Origin of the sequence: Paenibacillus sp. BR1-192, assembly GCF_029542445.1 — a bacterium.
In the GTDB taxonomy this organism is placed as follows: domain Bacteria; phylum Bacillota; class Bacilli; order Paenibacillales; family Paenibacillaceae; genus Paenibacillus_AQ; species Paenibacillus_AQ lautus_A.
The window spans coordinates 6622694-6644731 of the sequence record NZ_CP120718.1 but is presented as its reverse complement, the minus strand read 5'-3'; the positions used below and the strand labels follow the sequence as shown (position 1 = coordinate 6644731).

Sequence of the window (22038 nt, the reverse complement as noted above, 5' to 3'; positions counted from 1 at the left end):
ATAGAGTTTCGTTCATAGAGAGGCGGTTGTCCGAGATGAAAAATTATAGTGAAACCCTCCGTATTATCGTGAAAAAAATGGTTGTGCTCTTATCCTGCATGTTTATGTTCATCATGGCTTGGGAGGGACAGCAGATCGATGCTTCCGTTGTTGGCGGTCCGATCCCTCAAGAATCGATAAGGCTTCGCATTCTCGCGAATTCAGATAACCCGTCCGATCAGCTCGTCAAAAGAGAGATTCGAGACGCGGTCGTTGAGCAAATGCAGCTTTGGGTCCTGGAGCTGGAGAACCCGCAAAGCCTGGAAGACGCCAAAGCATTAACCCGGCAGCATCTTCCGGAAATCCGCCAGCTGGTGGGTGAAGAGCTGAGAAAAAGAGGGATCACCTACAATTACCATGTAGAGCTTGGCGTCGTGCCGTTCCCGACCAAATTGTACGGGGGCACGGTGTATCCGGCGGGCGATTACGATGCGCTGCGGATTACGTTAGGCGAAGGTCAAGGACAAAACTGGTGGTGCGTCCTGTTCCCGCCGCTGTGCTTCATCGACGGCGGCAGCGGGGATGCGGCAGCTCAGCCTGTCGAGACGGGAATTCAAACGGTGTCCGCCGATGCGGGCGACAACGCTTCTCCGGAGGAAGCGCCGAAGAAGGCAAGCGAAAGCGAGCCGGAGGTCCGCTTCTTCCTGTGGGATATGTTCCTGGGCCTCTGGAATTGGGTGGCAAGCTTGTTCTAGGATGATCCCGCGTATTGATTTCCAATACGGACAGGGTATGATAAACTTGGATGAAGAAGTACGTGTTCAAAAAGGTGGATTTTCAGCACCGAAGCTAATGCTTCCGATGTGCGTTTTTTCAAAACGCTTCAGTTGGATGAAGCTAGGGACTGAGGAGTGGAGCGTACGTTTTGGGTACGTGAGCACCGGAAGGCCCGGCTGAATTCAAGATTCGATGCCGAGCTGCTTCTTGATTCGCTTCGTGTTAGATATAGGATTTATAAGTTATCAACGGAGTTGATGAAATTCTATATCGCAAGAAAACCTACCTATGCATCGCGGTCGCTCATCCTTGAAGTGGCTTCGATGAGGGGTTTTCTTATCAAAAGCGGACTTTTTGAACAACCTCTAGAAGAGTGCTTTCTCTTTGGCGCGACCGGTTTCCATGGGAACCGGCACGGGACTGAAGAACGAGAAGCGCTTTTTCTTTTGGAGTATAGGCAAAACGCGTTTGGATGTTTATATATTTCATATACAGAAAGCTTGGGATAGGTATGGAACAGAACGGAAATGACAAGGAACGCAACCTGCAGCGGGAACAAGGCTCCCGGAATGCTGCATCGAAGCCAACCAAAGTGTGGCACGTCTTAAGCTCCCTCTCCAAGGAGAGCCTCGGGTCCGAGAAGGAAGCGAAGCAGGCGCTGCACGAAGCAGGCCAGGTGCTTGCACAGGGCGGTACGGTGGCTTTTCCGACGGAAACGGTGTACGGACTTAGTGCTGACGCCGGCAATACGGAGGCGGTCGAGCGCATCTTCGCCGCCAAAGGTCGGCCATCGGACAATCCGTTGATCGTGCATATCTCGGAGCTGGCTCAGCTTGACGGCTTGGTCCAGCAGGTGAACGAGACGGAGCGGGCGCTGATGGCGTCGTTCTGGCCCGGACCGCTGTCGCTGGTGCTGCCCGTGAAACCGGGCGCCGTATCGCCTCGCGTGACGGCCGGGCTCGATACGGTTGCCGTGCGGATGCCGGATCACCCCGTGGCGCTGGCTCTGATCAGCGCCGCCGGTTGTCCGCTTGCCGCACCGAGCGCGAATCGCTCCGGCCGGCCAAGCCCGACGCTGGCCAGCCATGTGCTGGAGGATCTGGCGGGGGCGATCGACGGCGTGCTCGACGGCGGCCCGGCCGGGGTGGGCGTCGAGTCGACGGTGGTGCAGGTCGGCGAAGACGGTGCCGTCACGGTGCTCCGCCCGGGCGGCGTCACGCTCGAGCAGCTTGCCGCGGTGGCGGCAAGCGTGCGCCAGGACCCGGCGCTGCAGCGCGCTGCCGGGGAGGCGGAGAGCCCGGCGCCGCGCTCGCCGGGCATGAAGTACACGCACTACGCACCGAAGGGTGCGATGTGCGTGGTGCAGGGCCCGCGTGCCGACGCGGTGTCGGCACGCATCGCGGCCGAGCTCGAGGCGGCGGCCCGGCGCGGGGAGGTGACCGGCGTGCTGTCGTTCGACGAGCACATCGGTCGCTACCGCGCGGACGTTGCCGTCTCGCTCGGCAGCCTGGCCGAGCCGGAGGAAGCGGCCCGCCGGCTGTACGCCGGCCTGCGCCGCTTCGATGAAGAAGGCGCGACTTTCATCCTGGCCGAAGCGTGCCCGGAGCAGGGGCTTGGCGCAGCCGTCATGAACCGGCTGCTGAAGGCCGCGGGACATCACATCGTCCACGTCCATGAAGAGGTCGATTGAACGGTTTTAGCATGATTTCCCCCTTGTCCGCATATGGTGTACAAGACCATGGGACTTGGGGGAATGGGGATGTTGGAGGCGTCTGTCCAATCGGGACAGCTTGCGGCGATTCTGCTGATGGCGGTTGCACTCGGGCTAGACGCATTTTCGCTTGGCATCGGAGTCGGAATGAGAGGCGGCATGCGCTTAGGCCATATGCTGGGCATCAGCTTCATGATCGCAATGTTTCACATGCTTATGCCGCTGGCAGGCTTGTTTGCCGGCCGCTATGTAGGCATGCTGCTGGGGCACGTCACAGGGTTTGCAGCAGGCGGGCTACTCCTCCTGCTGGGCGGGCATATGCTGTATAATGCTTGGCGGGGCGGGGAAGGTCAGCGCATTCATCCTACCGCGTTCTTGGGCATGCTGCTGTTTTCGCTCAGCGTCAGCATCGACTCCTTCTCGGTAGGCGTTTCGCTTGGGATGTTCGTGGATGATGTGCTGCTGATCGTGATCTCCTTCGGTGTCGTGGGCGGTTTGCTATCCATTCTCGGCCTGCTGCTCGGCCGTCAGGTGAGCAACAAGCTGGGGGAGTACGGCGAGATGCTGGGCGGACTGATTTTGATCATCTTTGGCGTGATGTTTATCTTTTGATGCAATATTTGTTACAATAATCCCAAAACAACCTACAACGGGAGGTACGGGACCGTGAAAAATATATTGTTTGTCTGCACGGGGAATACCTGCCGCAGCCCGATGGCGGAAGGGATGCTGCGCAAGCTCGCCAAACAGCGGGGCATTCCCCTGGAAACGCAATCCGCCGGCGTCTCGGCCGTGGACGGCATGCCGGTATCCCGTCATGCGGAATCGATACTGCGGGACCAGGATATTCAAGATCGTTTGGTATCTAAGCCGCTGACCGCGAATCTGGTGGAATGGGCAGACCTGATTCTGACGCTGACCCAGTCGCATAAGCAGTATGCGATTCGGCAGTTCCCGCATGCGGCCGACAAGATGCACACGCTGAAGGAGTTTGTGGAGGATGACCGGCGGGTGCTGGATGATCTGCGGGAGCAGGACAGCCTGTACGCGACGCTTGAGCTGGCCAGATCGCTGGGCCGCGATGTCAGCGACCGCGACCGGGAGCGTCTGATCGAGCTGCGCCAGCGCATTCCGAGCTTCGATATCTCCGATCCTTTCGGCGGCTCGCGGGAGGAATACGAGGCGACGGCGGCGGAGATTCGGACGGCGCTCTTCCGCCTGCTGGACAAGCTGGAAGCGGATCAGCATAAATAGGATCGGGTTCCACGGAAACGAAGAGTGAATCTGGATCCGGGCTCAATCTGGCTAAAAAAGCCGCTTGCCTTTCGCAGGGTATTGCTTTAAGATGAAGGTGAAAAACATGAATCCGATGTAACTGGCGACGAAGTGGATGAAACCACGATGGAGCATCGGAATATACGGCCGGTCGCCTGGGCAAAGAGCATTTGGAGCACAATACGTGCGCCGACTGCTCTTTTTTCGTCTTTTGCGTGGAGTTTGGGTTATAATGAAACAAGCTAAAACGCAAAAGCGAACATTCGAGGGGGTTTTTCATAGATGAAAATTGCATTGGGTACCGATCATGCCGGCATTCGTCTGAAAGAGGAGATCGTGGAGGTCATTCGGGGTCTTGGACACGAGGTGGAGGATCTTGGCTGCGGCTGTTCCGATTCCGTGGATTATCCCGATTACGCGCTTCCGGTGTGCGAGAAGGTGGTCTCGGGTGAAGCGGATCGGGGCATTCTGATCTGCGGAACGGGAATCGGCATGAGCATTGCCGCCAACAAGGTGCCGGGCATCCGTTGCGCGCTGACGCATGATGTATTTTCGGCCAAAGCCACGCGTGAGCATAATGACAGCAACGTGATTGCGCTGGGCGAGCGCGTCGTCGGCCCCGGGCTTGCTGCCGAGATCGTCAGCGCATGGCTGACAACGGATTTCAGCCAGGGCGAACGCCATGTCGGCCGCGTGAACAAGATCAAGGCCATCGAGGAGCGTTACCTGAAGAGCGAATCGCGATAGGTCAACGCGTAAAGCTGCTGCGGTTATTGCGTATGGAATGAAGCATCTTCTGTGAAAAAAATCATCGGGAGGACTGTGACATGACGGATATCCCCAAGGTTTCCTTGAGCGAACAGACGGCGCGGATCGTCCGCGAGCTGGCCGAAGCGGCAGCCTTAGGACCGGGCAAGGTGCTGGTCATCGGAGCCAGCACCAGTGAAGTGGTCGGACGCCGGATCGGCACGGGCGGCGCTCTTGAAACGGCGCAGCAGCTTCTTCAGGGCATTGCCGAGGTTCAAGCGGAATTCAGCTTCGCTGTAGCCTATCAATGCTGTGAGCATTTGAACCGGGCGCTAGTCATGGAGCGGGGGCTGCTTGAAGAGCTGCGCCTGACGGAAGTGGCGGCTGTACCGATTCCGGGGGCGGGAGGCTCCATGGCCTCGGCGGCGTATCGGAGTATGAAGGAGCCCTGCCTTGCGGAATCCATTGAGGCCCATGCGGGTGTCGATATCGGCGAGACGCTGATCGGCATGCATTTGCGAAGAGTGGCGGTTCCGTTCAGGCCGAGCGAGCGTTATGTCGGCGATGCGCGCGTAACGGCGGCTTACACCCGGCCGAAGCTGATCGGCGGAGAACGTGCCGTGTACCGGCTTGAGCAGCGGGATGATTCCACGCTGTGCGATTGATTCGAATGAGAGCCCGCTTTAGTCATTAGGTAAACTTGTAGTCTTGACTTGGCAAGAGAAAATAACGATTGATTATGGGAGGATATGAACATGATGGAACATTTGCGGAAGAATGACCCGGCTGTATTGGAAGCGATGGATTTGGAACTGAAGCGTCAACGCAGCAACATTGAGCTGATTGCCTCCGAGAACATCGTCAGCGAAGCGGTTATGGAAGCCATGGGGACGGTACTGACGAATAAATATGCGGAAGGCTACCCTGGCAAGCGTTATTACGGCGGCTGTGAGCGAGTGGATATCGTGGAGGATATCGCCCGTGACCGCGCGAAGGAATTGTTCGGTGCCGAGCATGCCAACGTTCAGCCGCACTCCGGCGCCCAAGCGAACATGGCGGTGTATTTGGCTGCGCTCAAGCCTGGAGATACCGTGCTCGGCATGAACCTGGCCCACGGCGGCCATTTGACTCACGGAAGCCCGGTTAACGCGTCCGGCCTTCTGTACAATTTCGTTGCGTACGGCGTGCAGGAAGACACGTTCCTTATCGATTACGACGAAGTCCGCAAAGCGGCTTTCAAACACCGTCCTCGTCTGATCGTGGCGGGTGCAAGTGCATATCCTCGCATCATTGATTTCGAGAAGCTTGCTGCCATCGCGAACGACGTAGGCGCATTGTTCATGGTCGATATGGCTCATATTGCGGGTCTTGTTGCCGCGGGTCTTCACCCGAATCCGGTTCCGCATGCCCATTTCGTAACCACCACGACGCACAAGACCCTTCGCGGACCTCGCGGCGGCATGATTCTGTGCAAGAAGGCATGGGCACAGGCGATCGACAAAGCGGTGTTCCCAGGCTCCCAGGGCGGACCGCTCATGCATGTCATTGCTTCCAAGGCCGTTGCGCTTGGCGAAGCATTGGATCCGTCCTTCAAGACGTATGCAGAGAACGTCGTGAAGAACGCGAAAGTGCTGGCTGACACCCTGATCGAGGAAGGCCTGAACATCGTTTCCGGCGGAACCGATAACCATCTGATGCTGGTCGATACCCGCAATCTGGACATCACCGGCAAAGACGCAGAGAAGGTGCTGGATTCCATCGGGATTACCGTCAACAAGAACGCCATCCCGTTTGATCCGACGAGCCCGTTCGTCACGAGCGGTATCCGTATCGGTACGCCGGCAGTAACCTCCCGCGGCATGGATGAGCAGGCGATGGTGAAAATCGCGAAGATTATTGCCATGACCTTGAAGCAGCCTAAAGACGAAGCAACGCTGGAAAAAGCGGGCCGTTTGGTGGCTGAGCTTACGGATCAATATCCTCTTTATGCCGAAATGAAATATTAATCACAGTTTCGTCAGCATAAGAGGCCTATGATAAGAGGACCCCACCTGAAGGTGGGGTCCTCTTTTAGGAGCTGTCACATTCTGGCCAGATTGCTATGCTCGCATGCTCCCGGTCGGGTCGCTTGGCGGTGAGGATCAATATAGGCGAAAATGGAAAACCTAGGTGCAGGGCTGACGAAGATCCGGTTATAAGGTCAAAACTCACGGAAATAAACATGACTCGTGCAGGTGTCAATTGACTAGAGGGAATGATATAATAGACAGGATTTATGGAGCTCACAAGTATTTACGCCCATATTGAAATAACATTTGCATTCAAACCGGAGGGACCAGACATGGGAAAATTGGTGATTTGTGATCACCCGTTGATTCAACACAAACTTACATTTATACGCGATATGCGGACTAACACAAAAGACTTTCGCGAATTGGTAGACGAAGTCGCGACTTTGATGGCTTATGAAATTACGCGGGAGGTTCCTCTTGAATCGATATCTGTTCAGACGCCGGTAGCCGAAACCCAAGGGAAAGTCATTTCCGGCCGGATGCTCGGCCTCGTGCCCATCCTGCGTGCGGGTCTTGGCATGCTGGACGGCGTGGTCAAGCTGCTTCCCGCTGCCAAGGTAGGGCATGTCGGATTGTTCCGCGACCCGGAAACGCTTCAGCCCGTGGAATATTATACGAAGCTTCCAACCGACGTGACGGAGCGGGAATTGATCGTCATCGATCCGATGCTGGCGACGGGCGGATCGGCCATCGCTGCGATCGACGTGCTGAAGAAGCGCGGCTGCACCCAGATCAAGATGATGAATCTCGTAGCTGCGCCGGAAGGCGTAAAGGCCGTGCATGACGTCCATCCGGACGTGGATATTTACGTTGCTGCTCTGGATGAAGGGCTCAACGACCATGGCTACATCGTACCGGGCCTGGGTGATGCAGGAGATCGGCTGTACGGCACGAAATAAGAGCCGAGCCAGTCATTCTTACGACTTGAATTGAAAAAACAAGCATGCAAAGAGGGGTAATTTCAAACATGTCAAAAGTGAAAGTGATGACGATATTTGGGGTCCGCCCCGAAGCGATCAAGATGGCGCCGCTTATTCTGGAACTTCAGCGCCATCCGGAGCATATCGAATCGGTGGTTTGTGTAACTGCGCAGCATCGGCAAATGCTGGATCAGGTGCTTGACGTGTTCAAGATTGTTCCGGACTACGACTTGGACGTGATGAAAGACCGTCAGACGCTGAATGAGATCACCGTACGCGTTCTGGAGGGGCTTGAGCCTGTCCTGCGCGAGGCCAAGCCGGACATCGTGCTGGTGCACGGCGACACGCTGACAACGTTCCTGGCCAGCTATGCAGCCTTCCTGCAGCAGATTCAGGTCGGCCATGTAGAGGCCGGTCTTCGCACATGGAACAAGCTGAATCCTTATCCTGAAGAAATGAACCGTCAGCTGACCGGCGTGCTGGCCGATCTGCACTTTGCGCCGACGGACTGGTCTGCCGAGAATCTCCGCAAGGAGAACAAGCCGGAATCCCGCATTTACGTGACGGGCAACACCGCTACGGACGTGTTCCAGTATACGGTTCGGGAAGGATATACCCACCCGGTTCTGGATTGGGCACAGGGCAAGCGCCTGATCCTGATGACGGCGCACCGCCGCGAATCCCAAGGGGAGCCGCACCGTCAGATTTTTGAAGCGGTGAAGCGCATTGCCGACGAGTTCGAGGATATCGCCATCGTCTACCCTGTGCATCCGAGCCCTGCCGTCAAAGAGCCGGCTCACCGCATTTTGGGGAACCACCCGCGCATCAAGCTGATTGAACCGCTGGATGTCGTGGATATGAACAATATTTACACCCGTACGCATTTCATCATTACGGATTCGGGCGGCATGCAAGAGGAGGCTCCGTCCTTCGGCGTGCCGACGCTGGTGCTTCGGGACACGACGGAACGTCCGGAGGGCATTGAAGCCGGCACCCTGGAGCTGGTAGGCACCCAGGAAGAGAATGTGTACGAACGCATTAAGGCTCTGCTGACCGATCAGGAGCTCTACGACAAGATGAGCAAAGCCGCTAATCCTTACGGGGATGGACAAGCTTCCCAGCGAATTGTCAATGCGATTTTGCACCATTTTGGCATTCGAAAAGAGCGTCCTGAGGAATTTCACAGAATGTTCACAAAGGCATAGTTTACCGTATTCTGATTGGCAAGGGGACAGCATACAGTTGAACTGTACGGTTGCCGCGGCGTTTTGCGCAATTCAGACTGCTCAAAACGCCGATTTTACACGGGAAATCCATCAAATCGATTCATTGACAAACTCTTGTTATATTCAGTAAAATGAGTTGGGATTAGAGGTTCATATGAAAAATCCGAAAAGTCAAGATAACCCTTGGTTGATAGCGCTATACATTAGCGGGGCGGGCGGTTTGCTTGCCGCTTACATTCTCATCGGTTTTTTTACCGGGCGATGGCTCATGAATCAGTTGGACGGGCCCAGAGTGTGGCTTGCCATTGGTACGCTTTCGGGGCTCTTTGTAGGGATTTTGAATATCGCTCTTCTCATTAAAAAGTTTTTGGGGGCGCAGGCGTGAATGATTTGACTTCCATTGTGAACGCTGTATTTAGAGTATCGTTACTCTTATTGTCTGCCTTGTTTCTCGGATGGGCTCTCTATCCGGAATTCCGCCCGATAATTATGGGGTTGATCATGGGCATGGCGGCGGGCTTGTTTAATGTACGCTTCCTCTCCATGAAAGTGCAGCAGCTGGCGCAATTGGCTGTCGATCCGGAACCGAAAAAGTACAACTTCGGCTTCATTACGAGATTGTGCATCGGGCTCCTGATTGTGATCTTCGCCGTAAAACTCGAACAGGTATCCCTCGGCGGTGCAATCGCCGGTCTGTTCATACCCCAATTGTTGACCATTCCTGTCAGCATTGTGTTCAGTTTGAGAAACAATCATTGATCAGCGCTAACTTGGAAAGGGGTGAAAACAATTATATGCATGATTCACCGATTATCAAACTTGGCGGATTGAATATTGACCTTTCGGCGGTCATAATGCTTCTTGTCACCTGTGTGGTGGTGTTCGTATTATGCCGGCTGGCGGTACGTAATCTATCTGTCGAAAACCCTTCCAAACTGCAAAACTTCATGGAATGGGTAGTGGAATTTGTGCAAGGCGTCGTAGCGAGTGCGATGGATCTGAAGAAAGGGAAAGCTTACATATCGTTGGGGCTTACTCTGATCCTGTTCATCTTTGTAGCCAACTTGCTGGGCTTGCCGTTCTCAATTATCACCGACTTGCCGGAGAACTTCACGGTCTTTGGTCAGCCAATCCTGGCTACACTCGGACTTGAACATGGCCACTATGCTCACGTATTGTGGTGGAAGTCGCCAACAGCGGACATTTCCGTTACGGCCGGTCTTGCGATCGTTGTGTTCGTGCTCATGAACTACCTGGGCCTGAAGCTGAATCGCAAGCATTACCTGAAGCATTACATCGAACCGTTCCCGATCTTCCTGCCGCTCAATATCATTGAGAACCTGGCAAAACCTATCGCTCTGGCAATCCGGCTTTACGCCAACATTTTTGCCGGCGAGGTATTGATCACGGTGATTCTGAAAACCGGCTTCTGGGGCATTCCGTTCATGGCCGCATGGCAAGGTTTCAGTATCTTCATCGGTGCATTGCAGGCGTTTATCTTTACGATTTTGACAATGGTATACATCTCGCAAACTACGATTCACGAAGAGCATTGATCAACTCGGACGAATCCGCCGTAACAGCGGTGTTTTTCGAAAGAGATATTTTCTATAGTTTCACCAAATTTCAATTTTGAAACAATTTTAAGGAGGATATTTAACAATGGAATTTTTGGCAGCAGCTATTGCAGTAGGTCTGGGCGCCCTTGGCGCAGGTTTGGGTAACGGTATGATCGTAAGCAGAACAGTTGAGTCTATCGCTCGTCAACCAGAAGCACGTGGTCAATTGCAAACAACGATGTTTATCGGTGTTGGTATCGTAGAGGTTATTCCTTTGGCGGCTACTGTAATCGCGTTCTTGATCATGTTCTCTTAATAACAATACAACGGTTTGGCGGGGAGGGCCGATGCCATCCGCGCCTTCGTTTTGTTAGGCACCGCACTTCGTGTTGATGGAAAGGAGTGACCTCAATGACAATTCTTTGGGAAAATATGGTAATCACTATTATCGCGTTTGTTATTCTTTACCTCTTGCTTCAAAAGTTTGCGTTCAGCAAATTGTTCGGCATCATGGAGCAGCGTCGTGAGCTGGTCATGAGCCAGATGAACGAAGCGGCACAGACCCGCCAGCAGGCGACTGCATATGTGGAAGAGCAGAAGAAGGCACTGGAGCAAGCGCGTCAAGATGCTCACGAAATCATCGAGCGTTCCAGACAAACTAGCAACAAACAAGCAGAGCAAATTATGGAACAAGCTAAGGAAGAGGCGATTCGCCTGAAATCCGAAGCTGTTCGTGATATCGAGAATGAGAAGAAGAAAGCGGTCGAAGAGCTTCGCAGCGAAATCGGCAGCGTTTCCGTGAAGATCGCGACCAAGCTGATCGAACGTGAAGTCAAGAACGACCAAGCTCAAGAAGAACTGGTGGATCAATACCTTAAAGAGGTAGGAGGCAGACCATGAGCCAAAATACGGTAGCAGCCAAGCGGTATGCGCGGGCGCTGTTCGAAGTGGCGGCTCAGCAGCAGAAGGGTCTGGAAGTGGAAGAGGAATTGCGGGCTGTTGTGCATGCCATTGAAGGCGATGCCGACATCCAGAAATTCATCGCCACGCCGAATGTTCCCCAGTCCGTGAAAATGAACGTAATCAGCCAGGCGTTGGCAGGGAAGGTATCGCAGCCTGTATTGAACACGATCGAATTGCTTCTCGACAGAGGGCGTGCAGAAATGTTCGCAGAACTGCTGAACAGTTATGTGAAGATACAAGGTGCGAGCTTGGGTTTGGCAGACGCCACTGTGTACTCCACCTACCCGCTTAGCGATCAGGAAAAAGAACAGGTTGCTTCGGAATTCGGACAGTTAGCACATCAGAAGATCCGCGTGACCAATGTTGTGGACGAAAGTTTGCTCGGCGGCCTGAAAGTCGTCATTGGCGACAAGCTGTATGACGGAAGCATTGCCGGGAAGCTGGAACGTCTCGAAAAGTCTTTTAATAGACGAGCATAGTAGATAGGGGTGAAAACGTTGAGTATCAGACCTGAAGAAATCAGTACTTTAATCAAAAGTCAAATTGAAGAATATAAATCCGATATCACTGTCTCTGAAGTAGGTACGGTAATTCAAGTAAGTGACGGTATTGCTCGCGTGTACGGCCTGGAGAACGCGATGTCCGGGGAACTTTTGGAGTTCCAAAACGGCGTGTTCGGTCTGGCGCTGAACCTTGAGGAGAGCAATGTCGGTGTCGTTATCCTGGGACCTTACTCCGAAATCAAGGAAGGCGATCAGGTAAAGCGTACAGGACGTATCATGGAGGTTCCTGTAGGCGAAGCTCTGCTTGGACGCGTCGTGAATCCGCTGGGTCAGCCGCTTGACGGCAAAGGCCCGATCGAAGCGACTGCATTCCGTCCGGTTGAGAGCAGTGCACCAGGCGTTATCGACCGTAAATCCGTTCATGAGCCGATGCAAACCGGTATTAAAGCGATCGACGCGATGGTACCTATCGGCCGCGGTCAGCGCGAGCTGATCATCGGTGACCGCCAAACAGGTAAAACCACCGTTGCCATCGATACGATCCTGAACCAAAAGGGCAGCGGCGTTAAATGTATTTATGTAGCCATCGGGCAAAAGCAGTCCACTGTAGCACAGGTTGTTGAAACTCTTCGCCGTCATGGCGCGCTGGAGTATACGATCGTTGTTACGGCTTCGGCTTCCGAGCCGGCTCCGCTGCAGTACATCGCTCCATACGCAGGCTGCGCAATGGGCGAGTACTTCATGTACAAAGGCGAGCATGCGCTCATCATCTATGATGACTTGTCGAAGCAAGCCGCAGCATACCGTGAATTGTCCTTGCTCCTCCGTCGTCCTCCGGGTCGGGAAGCTTATCCGGGTGACGTTTTCTACCTGCATTCCCGTTTGCTGGAGCGTGCAGCGAAGCTCAACGATGAGCTTGGTGGTGGTTCATTAACCGCACTGCCATTTATTGAAACACAGGCTTCTGACGTATCTGCTTACATTCCAACCAACGTAATTTCGATTACGGATGGACAGATCTTCCTGGAGTCCGAGCTGTTCTACTCCGGACAACGCCCAGCGATTAACGTCGGTATTTCGGTATCCCGTGTCGGTGGTTCCGCGCAGATCAAGGCGATGAAAAAGGTTGCGGGCGGCATGAAGCTGGATCTTGCGCAATACCGTGAGCTCCAGGCGTTCTCCCAGTTCGGATCCGATCTGGACAAATCAACCTTGGCTCGTTTGAACCGTGGTGCAAGATTGATGGAAATCCTGAAACAGGGCGTGAACCAGCCGTTGTCCGTTGAACAACAGGTGGTTAGCTTGTACGCAGCCGTTAAAGGATATATCGATGATATCGAGGTTGCTGACGTGCGTCGTTTCGAGAGCGAATTCCTCGCGTTTATTGGAAGCAATAAACCGGAAATTCTTCAATCCATTACGGATACGAAGGATTTGACGTCCGACAACGAAAACGCGTTGAAAGCGGCAATCGATCAATTTAAGAAGGGCTTTGCCGCTTCGGTTTAAGCTCCTCAGGCAAGTAATAGGAGGGGAGCCGGGTAAGCCCGGCATCCTCTTTCATCATATGGAATGTAGCTTTGGCTGTGACCAAAGTGGTTATTACAACAGATGTGGCTTTGGTCCTAGCCAAAGCTAAGTCTACCCGTACGAAGTAATTTTGGCCCCAGCCAAAGCGCGAATTGCTTACGAAGTAACTTTGGCTCCGCCAAAGTTTTAAGGTGGTGAAAACATGGCAAGAGGATTACGTGATATTAAGCGGCAGATCAAGAGTGTTCAGAACACAAGGCAGATCACCAAGGCGATGGAAATGGTTGCTGCTGCCAAGCTGAGAAGAGCTCAAGAGAAGGCGACCTCCGCGCTTCCATACTCCGAGAAGCTGAAAGAAGTGGTAGGCAGCATCGCTGCTGGAACCAAGGGAATCAGCCATCCGATGCTGGAGAAGCGCGAAGTGAAGAAAACCGGTTATCTGGTGATCACTTCCGACCGTGGTCTTGCGGGTGCTTCGAACTCCAATATTTTGCGTAAAGTATCGAATTTTATCGCAGAACGCCATCAGTCCAAGGACGAGTATTGCCTGTTTGTGATCGGACGTAAAGGACGCGATTATTTCCGCCGTCGTGGACTTCCGGTTGTTGAGGAGCTCACCGATTTATCCGACAGTCCGACTTATGCGGATATTAAGACCATCGCTAACGCGGCGGTTCACCAATACGAGCTGGGTCAGATCGATGAGTTATACCTGTGCTATAACCAATTCGTGAATGCCTTGACTCAGCTTCAGGAGATCTCAAAGCTTCTGCCGATGGAGAACATTGGCGGCGGGGAGAACCTGACTGGTTATGAGTATGAGCCGTCTCCGGAAGGCGTGCTGGAGGTTCTGCTTCCGAAATACGCGGAAACGCTGATTTTCAGCGCAATGCTCAATGCGAAGGCAAGTGAGCTTGGAGCGAAGATGACCGCGATGGGAGCAGCAACGAAGAATGCGAGCAAGTTGATCAACGAGTTGAACCTGACTTACAACCGTGCTCGTCAGGCTGCCATCACGCAGGAAATTTCCGAGATTGTGGGCGGAGCCAACGCTCAGCAATAATGTACGTTTGAATTCTTAACTTAGTATTTAACGGATATGCGGCGATGTGATGAACAGCCGCTTTTACGATCATCGTTCACCGCCGAAGGTGAACGGGTAGGAGGGAAAACGAATCAATGAAAAAAGGACGCGTTGTCAGCATTACAGGTGCTGTAGTTGACATTGAATTTGAGCGCGGTCATCTTCCCGAGATTTTTAATGCTGTCAAGATTGAAGCTACGTTGGAAGGCGGCCGCTCGGTTGATTTGACTTTGGAAGTATCCAATCATTTGGGTGATAACCTGGTTCGTTGTATCGCGATGTCATCCACGGACGGTCTCGTTCGCGGTATCGAAGCTGTGGATTTGGGCAGACCGATCACGGTTCCTGTAGGTTCCGCTACACTCGGACGCGTATTTAACGTATTGGGTGAGCCGATCGATAATGCAGGTGCCGTAGTGTCCGAAGTTAATAACCCGATCCACCGTGAAGCTCCTGCATACGATGAACTCTCCACGCAAGCAGAAATGCTTGAAACGGGGATTAAAGTTATCGACTTGCTAGCTCCATACCAAAAAGGCGGTAAAATCGGTCTCTTTGGCGGTGCCGGCGTAGGTAAAACCGTTGCGATCCAGGAATTGATCAACAACATTGCTCAAGAACACGGCGGTATTTCCGTATTCGCCGGCGTAGGTGAGCGTACTCGTGAAGGTAATGACCTTTACCACGAGATGAGCGATTCCGGCGTTATCAACAAAACCGCGATGGTATTCGGTCAGATGAACGAGCCTCCGGGTGCCCGTCTTCGCGTAGCGTTGACCGGCTTGACGATGGCGGAATATTTCCGTGACCAAGAAGGTAAAGACGTGCTTCTCTTTATCGACAACATCTTCCGCTTTACTCAAGCCGGTTCCGAAGTATCCGCCCTCCTGGGGCGTATGCCTTCCGCGGTAGGTTACCAGCCAACGCTGGCATCCGAAATGGGACGCTTGCAAGAGCGGATCACTTCCACGAAAAAAGGTTCTGTAACATCCATCCAGGCGATCTATGTACCGGCGGATGACTATACGGATCCGGCTCCTGCTACGACGTTTGCTCACTTGGATGCAACGACGAACCTGGAGCGTAAAATTTCCGAGATGGGTATCTATCCTGCGGTAGATCCGCTGGCATCCAGCTCCCGTATCTTGGCTCCGGAAATCGTTGGTGAAGAGCATTACAATGTAGCTCAAGGCGTTAAGAAAATTTTGGCTCGCTACAACGAGCTTCAAGATATCATTGCAATCCTCGGTATGGATGAGCTGAGCGAGGAAGATAAAGCGATCGTTGGACGTGCTCGTCGTGTTCAGCGTTTCCTTTCCCAGGCTTTCCACGTTGCCGAGCAGTTTAACGGCATTCCTGGTAAATATGTGCCGGTTAAAGAAACCGTACGCAGCTTTAAAGAGATCCTGGAAGGCAAGCACGACCACCTTCCGGAAGCCGCTTTCCTGTTCGTAGGTACGATTGAAGAGGCAGTTGAAAAAGCAAAAACATTGTAAGCTGACGCTCCGTGATCGGCAGACCGAAACAGTGCTCTCATTGGGACTGTGAGGTCTGCTGCGCGAGTTTTCTGCGGAAAACGGTGAGGAGGGATGGAAGTGAGCACCATTTTGTTGGAAATCGTAACGCCGGACCGCTTGGTTTACTCGGAGCAGGTGAACAGTGTTACGGTGCGTGGGGTCGAGGGAGAGCTGGGCATTTTGCCTGGTCATATTTCCTTCGTTACGCCGCTTCAAATAGCGCCAGTCTTTGTGAAGATCGGCAACGAGAGAACCCCGTTTGCGGTACAGGGCGGTTTCGTCGAAGTCCGCAAAGATAAGATTGTCATCCTGGCGGAAAGCGCAGAGAGAGCGGGAGAAATCGATCTGGAGCGTGCGGAAGCCGCGAAGGAAAGAGCAGAGACTCGCCTGCATGCGAAGGGAAGACAAGATGAAGTTGACCATCGTCGCGCGGAATTGGCTCTGCAAAGAGCGATGAACCGGATTAAAGTGACGCGGAACTAACAATACAGCTTGGCTGCAATCTTGCAGCCAAGCTGTTTTTTGTTTACAGCATGGATAGGATTTCAGAGAAGCTGAATCCTGTTGCTCTGAATCGCAAGGAGAATTTCGATAAGCGGGGAAAACAAGGGCCGTTTTCTGAAAACCGCGTCGATTATAGTTAATTTTTTGATCGTTTAAAGGATCAGAATAGTAGGATGAATTCGCTAAAGCAGCTCTCTAACAGTGTCATATGAAGCTCATGGAGCCTGCGATTCTATGAAATGTTGGATATCCCAAGTATCTAAGCCTTGCTTTTATAGAGTCGCAGCACAACATATAGCGTCTAAGCGAGAAAGGTCATTCCAAGAATTAACCATGCTGGAAGCTTTACCGCCGCTAAGTTAGGGACCGGTAATTTTTTGTAATATAATAAGTATAAATAGGAGCATGGGGAATGAAACTATATCCATTCCTAGTGTTTCATTGGTTCATGATTGCGATAAGAACAGCTTTTTGGACTTCGGCTAATGGCGCGTTCCTGATCGTTTTTGGGCAATGTCGATAAATTTTATTATTTCCGAGGAAATGTCGTATAGAAAGTGCTGGATTCTTAGGCTCCAGCCAAGTATTATAGAAGAGTCGGTCCTGAATAGGGCTGACAAATTCACGAAGGAGGAGGGAGTATGAATCAGGATTTATCCAATTCAATCGGTGCCGTCGGTGTTAGCGGATTGATATCGATTGTTGTTTCACTGGTCTGTATCGCACTGGCTTGGTGGGCATTACAACAAGTAAAGCTGGATTTGGTTGTCCGTCATCCGAAAGGGCCGCAGGGAAAGCTGCTGCATTTGCTGCTGGCGGTGGTGCTTGGACGATTCGTTGCTGAATTCCTAATTGACTATATTACATGGAGTCAAATGATCCGATATATGTTTTAAACGCGAAAGACGGGCGTGGTACATAACGTGTTGGAGCAGCTTGTTTTAAAGACATGAGTTGTAGGATGGTTATGTGTTCGGCAATCTTTTTACGTGTCTGTTTTAATTGCGGTATGAATGGTTATATCTCTGTTAGGTTGCTTCAGAAGAAGATGTCGAATAAACGCATTTTATTATGTTAACACTTAAATCAAGAAACTGATCGGGCGGACGCTATGACTTCCGGACTATAATGTTCACCCGGTAATTGTTGCGCATTGACAAGTGCTGGTCGGTCATGGTACCTTTCGTAGGTCCATACTGCGGATAACAGATGCTTCATAAGGTGGCATCATGGATTGTTCAATTCCTGATGTAGACACCGTATCAGATGTCATAAATAGTTCAAAAATCGCTTGTTTAGCGGAAAACACTAATGTTAAGATGAAAGTTAGGGAATTAGCAACACCTAATTACTAACACACGCAATCAGGAAAATTATGGACGCGGAGGGAAACCATGATGAGCAAATTTATCGTCCGCGGTGGCAAAAGACTGACCGGAAGCGTCAAAGTCAGCGGAGCAAAAAATTCAGTTCTTCCGATCATCGCTGCCTCTCTACTAGGGGAAGTTGGGGAAAGTGTTATTATTGACGCGCCTCCTCTTGACGATGTAATTACAATCAGCAAAGTATTGGAGTCGCTTGGTGCGGGCATTACATATCAGGATGAAGTGATACGTGTGAATGCAGAGCACATAACGACATGTGAAGCGCCTTATGAATGGGTGCGGAAGATGCGGGCGTCTTTTCTGGTCATGGGACCTTTATTGGCACGTTGTGGACGAACCCGGATTTCGCTTCCCGGGGGATGTGCTATCGGCACAAGACCCATCGATCAGCATCTAAAAGGATTTGAAGCTCTCGGGGCGGAAATCAGCCTCGGACAAGGATATATTGAAGCTAAGAGCAATGGCAGATTGCGCGGGGCAAAGGTCTATTTGGACGTTGCGAGCGTAGGTGCTACTGAAAATATTATGATGGCTGCCACATTGGCTGAAGGGACAACGGTTATCGAAAATGCGGCGAAAGAGCCGGAAATTGTCGATTTAGCGAATTACCTGAATGCGATGGGAGCCAAAGTTCGCGGTGCGGGCACGGGCGTGATCCGCATCGAAGGCGTTGAGAAGATGCATGGCGTGAAGCATAACGTGATTCCTGACCGGATCGAAGCAGGCACCTTTATGGCTGCCGCAGCGATTACCGGCGGGGACGTATACGTGGAAGGAGCCATCGCCGATCATCTCGGCCCTGTCATCTCCAAGATGGAGGAGATGGGGATCACCGTCGAGCCGGACGAGAACGGGATTCGCGTCATCGCTGACAAGCCGTTAAAGTCGGTGGATGTGAAAACCTTGCCTTACCCTGGATTCCCAACCGACATGCAATCCCAGATGATGGCGCTCTTGCTGGTGTCGGAAGGTACAAGTGTCGTGACCGAAACCGTATTTGAGAACCGCTTTATGCACGTGGACGAATTCCAATTGATGAATGCGGAGATCAAGGTGGAGGGACGTTCCGCCATCGTGACCGGCGGCGCGAAGCTGAAAGGAGCCAAAGTAACGGCAACGGATCTGCGTGCAGGGGCCGCCTTGATTTTAGCCGGTCTTGTCTCTGAGGGGACTACCGAAGTTGGCGGCGTTCAGCATATTGATCGCGGTTATGTTCATTTGGCGGAGAAGCTGTCCGGACTTGGCGCGGATATCTGGCGTATTTCGACGGAGGAACCGAGCACGGAGAAGGTTTCGAAGAAAGCGGCAACTGAAGCAGAGGACGCCAAACATTTTAAAGTGCAGCCAACCTGGGTATAACCGGGAGGCTGGATCTGTTCATTCAGAATAGATGCAATAAGTCAAAGAAGGGGCTTTGCCGATGGAGGCAAGGCCTCTTCTTTTTTTGGGTATGCCATCATCATTGCAGGTACTCCTCCTCCTCTTATGTTGGGATTCCGGATGAATAGGAGACTCTTTGCTAGCTTGCTTGTAGTCAGCCGTAGCGTTTCTTCATCCATATACTTTTCCCGTCTCTTAGAATAGTTCTATCAAATGCCCGTATCTCATAAGTATAAGTAGAGCGTGATGGAGCATGAACGAGAGCCTATACCAGGGGAAAAGGCACAGGAGGGAAACGCAATGAAAGATTCGAAGGTTCGTGTGAATGTGAGCACCGCAGGGAACAAACGAGCGGTCGATTCAAAAGACGTTCGGAAAGAAGGAAGTGCTGAGTCTTATCAGGTGCCGTCCGAAGGATCGGCGGCTCCCGTGTTGAAGTGGAAATTTCCTGAGGGGCTCGAGAAGAAAGGCGGGCTGACAGAAGAACAAAGCCGTCGTTCGATACCGGATACAGAGGACATGGAGGAAGGGCCGCGCGGGCACCGCGGCCCGAGGAGCAGGCCGGACGCCTTCGGCGAGTCCGGCCATGGCCCGCGGGCGGCACAGACGCCGCCGCCCGAACGCCCTGCCGGCGCGCCTGCGCATGGCGCCGGGCCAGACCCCGGCGGGCCGGCGGCCATGCCGCAGGGCCCGCACTCCGCGGCCGAGCCGCAGCGCTTCGCGCAAGCGGCGCCGGGCCGCGTGCCGCGCGGCGGCCGCACGTTCCGTGTGCGGCCTGCGCGCTGGGGGCGCCGCGGCTTTGCCGCGCGGCGCCCGGCCGCCGGGAAGCGGCGGGTGCGGGTGCACCCCGCCGTCTGGGCGGTGGCCGGGCTGCTGGCCTTGGCGCTGGCGCTGCCTCTGCTGGTGGTTGCCCCCGGCAACAACGCGCCAGAGCCGCTGCCGCCCGGGCCGGCCCCGCTGCCTTCCGCCGAGCCGCAGGCGGCGGAAGAGCCCACGGTATCCGTTTATGTAACCAAGACGGATACCGTGGAGGAGCTGCCGCTGGAACAATACCTCGTAGGCGTCCTGGCCGCCGAGATGCCGGCGGAGTTCCAGCTGGAGGCGCTCAAGGCCCAGGCCATCGCGGCACGAACCTATATCGTGCAGCGGCTGGCGTCCGGCGACCGCAGCGGCGTGCCGGACGGCAAGGCCCTGGTGACCGACACGGTCAGTCACCAGGCTTATATCGCCCAAGACGAGCTGACGAAGGAATGGCGTCGGCTGGGGAAGGAAGCCGAGCTGGCGAAGCTGCGGCAGGCCGTTAAGGAAACGGCGGGTGTGGTGATGACGTATGAAGGTAAGCCGATTACGGCTTCTTTTTTCTCCACCAGCAACGGGTATACCGAAAATTCAGAGGATTATTGGAAGAACGAGATTCCCTACCTGCGCAGCGTGGAGAGTCCATGGGATAAAAAGATTTCGCCCAAATACAAGACAACGGTCACGATGCCAAGGTCGGAGTTTATCGGGAAGCTTGGACTGGCGGATGGAGCCGTACCGGTATCGGCAGGCGGGGACGGGGGTTCTTCTTTTTTGAAAGTACTCTCGTATACGCAAGGCCATCGCATTGAGAGCGTACGGGTCGGCGGCAAGAAGTTCACCGGTCGCGAGGTGAGAGAGAAGCTGGGGCTCCGGTCCAGCCAATTCACCCTTCATATGAAAGACGGAGAGATTGAGATTACGACCTACGGCAACGGCCACGGAGTCGGCATGAGCCAGTACGGAGCAGAGGGCATGGCCCGCGAAGGATATGAAGCGAAAGCGATCCTGGAGCACTATTATACGAATATTTCTTTTGACAAAACTTCAAATCTTCTCTCTTTAGTTGCCCCTTGATTCACTCCGTGATTAAAAGACGACTTTTGGAACAACCTCTCAAAAAAAATAATAGTGAGATAACGTATAAAAGAGTTGGCCCCGGTAACAATGGTTACTGAGGTGATTGCAAATGAATGAACAGAACAAAAATAGTAAACCCCACGAAGAAACTCCTAAAACTGTGCAAGGAGATTCGGCGGTAACGTCATCTTCGTGGAAGAAAGCATTATCCAAACGGTGGGTGTTCCCGGCAGCATACTTAGCAGCAGCGGCAATTATACTAACCCTCGTGTGGGTCTACCAGGACGCCAGCCAAAAGACGCTGAACCCACAAGAGGAAGCAACAACCGTATCGGAATCGGTTCAAGGCTCGGAGAAGCCTGCTGCAACCGAAGGCAATGACGGAGAGGCTGTAGAAGTGACGGCCAATGCGCAAGCGATGATCTGGCCGGTAGCGGACGACGTGGCGGTGAGCATCGTCAAACCTTACTTTGACGAGACGAATCCGGAGACCCATCAAGAGGCGATGGTGCAATATAACGACACCTTCACGCCGAATCTGGGAATCGACTTGGCTGCCGCCGATGACACGATGTTCGAAGTTAGAGCCGCGCTTACGGGTAAAGTAACCCGGGTCGAGAATCATCCGGTCAACGGCAACGTCGTGGAGATTACATCCGGCGATACGAAAACCGTGTACCAAAGCTTGAACGAAGTGAAAGTGAAGGAAGGCGCTGAAGTGAAGCAGGGCGATTCCATCGCGACGGCCGGACGCAGCGAGCTTGAGAAGGATCTCGGCAACCACGTGCACTTTGAAGTGTATGAGGGCGGGAAACTGGTCAACCCTGTGAGCGTGCTTCCGCAAAAATAATTTCATTTCTTCGTCATATGCGCCCACCGCGCACTTGAAGAGGCAGGATCTTGGGATCCTGTCTTTTTTTTGCTGCGGGTTCGGATGGCAAGTCCAACCCTTGCTGCGCCTTGTTTTATGGAGTTGTTCTGCTTGTCCGCGATCGGCATGTCCAGAAAATAAATGGGTCCAAGTAAGC

Annotated in this window: 23 protein-coding genes and 1 riboswitch; all 23 genes read left to right on the top strand. The window is 53.2% G+C overall.

The features are described 5' to 3' along the window. Positions 1-35: 35 nt before the first annotated feature. A complete protein-coding gene (gene spoIIR, locus P0X86_RS30575; protein ID WP_277747228.1) occupies positions 36-734 on the top strand; it encodes a stage II sporulation protein R in 699 nt (232 codons plus the stop codon). 533 nt (positions 735-1267) lie between these two features. After that, positions 1268-2446, top strand: coding sequence for an L-threonylcarbamoyladenylate synthase (locus P0X86_RS30570; protein ID WP_277747227.1), 1179 nt, complete (start codon positions 1268-1270; stop codon positions 2444-2446). Between the two features lie 69 nt (positions 2447-2515). Next, complete coding sequence (locus P0X86_RS30565) at positions 2516-3079, top strand: manganese efflux pump MntP (protein WP_277747226.1); 564 nt, start codon at positions 2516-2518, stop codon at positions 3077-3079. Positions 3080-3133: 54 nt separating this feature from the next. Further along, the gene (locus P0X86_RS30560; protein ID WP_009590545.1) at positions 3134-3721 is read left to right on the top strand and encodes a low molecular weight protein arginine phosphatase; all 588 of its coding nucleotides are present in this window, start codon (positions 3134-3136) and stop codon (positions 3719-3721) included. Between the two features lie 107 nt (positions 3722-3828). Beyond that, positions 3829-3910: riboswitch (ZMP/ZTP riboswitch) on the top strand. Between the two features lie 114 nt (positions 3911-4024). Beyond that, complete coding sequence (gene rpiB, locus P0X86_RS30555; protein ID WP_009590548.1) at positions 4025-4489, top strand: ribose 5-phosphate isomerase B; 465 nt, start codon at positions 4025-4027, stop codon at positions 4487-4489. Positions 4490-4569: 80 nt separating this feature from the next. After that, positions 4570-5154, top strand: a complete 585-nt coding sequence (locus P0X86_RS30550; RefSeq protein WP_277747225.1) for a TIGR01440 family protein — start codon at positions 4570-4572, stop codon at positions 5152-5154. A gap of 90 nt (positions 5155-5244) precedes the next feature. Next, a complete protein-coding gene (locus P0X86_RS30545; RefSeq protein WP_009590552.1) occupies positions 5245-6495 on the top strand; it encodes a serine hydroxymethyltransferase in 1251 nt (416 codons plus the stop codon). A gap of 335 nt (positions 6496-6830) precedes the next feature. Next, entirely contained in the window at positions 6831-7460 is a 630-nt protein-coding gene (upp, locus tag P0X86_RS30540) for a uracil phosphoribosyltransferase (RefSeq protein ID WP_009590550.1), read from the top strand. Positions 7461-7528: 68 nt separating this feature from the next. After that, complete coding sequence (gene wecB / locus P0X86_RS30535; RefSeq protein ID WP_096775855.1) at positions 7529-8686, top strand: non-hydrolyzing UDP-N-acetylglucosamine 2-epimerase; 1158 nt, start codon at positions 7529-7531, stop codon at positions 8684-8686. Positions 8687-8861: 175 nt separating this feature from the next. After that, positions 8862-9092: an AtpZ/AtpI family protein gene (locus P0X86_RS30530; protein ID WP_009590543.1), complete on the top strand. Its 231-nt coding sequence runs from the start codon at positions 8862-8864 to the stop codon at positions 9090-9092. Then, complete coding sequence (locus P0X86_RS30525) at positions 9089-9466, top strand: ATP synthase subunit I (protein ID WP_015737749.1); 378 nt, start codon at positions 9089-9091, stop codon at positions 9464-9466. The genes P0X86_RS30530 and P0X86_RS30525 overlap by 4 nt, the downstream gene beginning before the upstream one ends. 35 nt (positions 9467-9501) lie before the next feature. Next, positions 9502-10263, top strand: coding sequence for a F0F1 ATP synthase subunit A (atpB, locus tag P0X86_RS30520; RefSeq protein WP_009590537.1), 762 nt, complete (start codon positions 9502-9504; stop codon positions 10261-10263). A gap of 106 nt (positions 10264-10369) precedes the next feature. Continuing rightward, on the top strand, positions 10370-10582 hold the full coding sequence (gene atpE, locus P0X86_RS30515; RefSeq protein WP_007128780.1) for a F0F1 ATP synthase subunit C: 213 nt from the start codon (positions 10370-10372) through the stop codon (positions 10580-10582). A gap of 95 nt (positions 10583-10677) precedes the next feature. Beyond that, complete coding sequence (gene atpF / locus P0X86_RS30510; protein ID WP_009590554.1) at positions 10678-11166, top strand: F0F1 ATP synthase subunit B; 489 nt, start codon at positions 10678-10680, stop codon at positions 11164-11166. Further along, complete coding sequence (locus tag P0X86_RS30505; protein ID WP_015737747.1) at positions 11163-11708, top strand: F0F1 ATP synthase subunit delta; 546 nt, start codon at positions 11163-11165, stop codon at positions 11706-11708. Before atpF ends, P0X86_RS30505 begins: the two co-directional genes overlap by 4 nt. A gap of 18 nt (positions 11709-11726) precedes the next feature. Beyond that, positions 11727-13241: a F0F1 ATP synthase subunit alpha gene (gene atpA / locus P0X86_RS30500; RefSeq protein WP_015737746.1), complete on the top strand. Its 1515-nt coding sequence runs from the start codon at positions 11727-11729 to the stop codon at positions 13239-13241. 223 nt (positions 13242-13464) lie between these two features. Then, positions 13465-14325 (top strand): ATP synthase F1 subunit gamma, encoded by an 861-nt coding sequence (gene atpG / locus P0X86_RS30495; protein WP_009590544.1) that lies wholly within the window; start codon positions 13465-13467, stop codon positions 14323-14325. Positions 14326-14441: 116 nt separating this feature from the next. Beyond that, complete coding sequence (gene atpD, locus P0X86_RS30490; protein ID WP_009590553.1) at positions 14442-15842, top strand: F0F1 ATP synthase subunit beta; 1401 nt, start codon at positions 14442-14444, stop codon at positions 15840-15842. Between the two features lie 99 nt (positions 15843-15941). Beyond that, positions 15942-16346 (top strand): F0F1 ATP synthase subunit epsilon, encoded by a 405-nt coding sequence (locus tag P0X86_RS30485; RefSeq protein WP_015737745.1) that lies wholly within the window; start codon positions 15942-15944, stop codon positions 16344-16346. A gap of 662 nt (positions 16347-17008) precedes the next feature. Continuing rightward, entirely contained in the window at positions 17009-17263 is a 255-nt protein-coding gene (locus P0X86_RS30480; RefSeq protein WP_009590551.1) for a DUF1146 family protein, read from the top strand. Between the two features lie 501 nt (positions 17264-17764). Then, positions 17765-19111: a UDP-N-acetylglucosamine 1-carboxyvinyltransferase gene (murA, locus tag P0X86_RS30475; protein WP_176502510.1), complete on the top strand. Its 1347-nt coding sequence runs from the start codon at positions 17765-17767 to the stop codon at positions 19109-19111. A gap of 321 nt (positions 19112-19432) precedes the next feature. Next, entirely contained in the window at positions 19433-21007 is a 1575-nt protein-coding gene (gene spoIID / locus P0X86_RS30470; protein ID WP_277747224.1) for a stage II sporulation protein D, read from the top strand. Positions 21008-21119: 112 nt separating this feature from the next. Further along, the gene (locus tag P0X86_RS30465) at positions 21120-21860 is read left to right on the top strand and encodes a M23 family metallopeptidase (protein ID WP_015737742.1); all 741 of its coding nucleotides are present in this window, start codon (positions 21120-21122) and stop codon (positions 21858-21860) included. Positions 21861-22038: the final 178 nt, after the last annotated feature.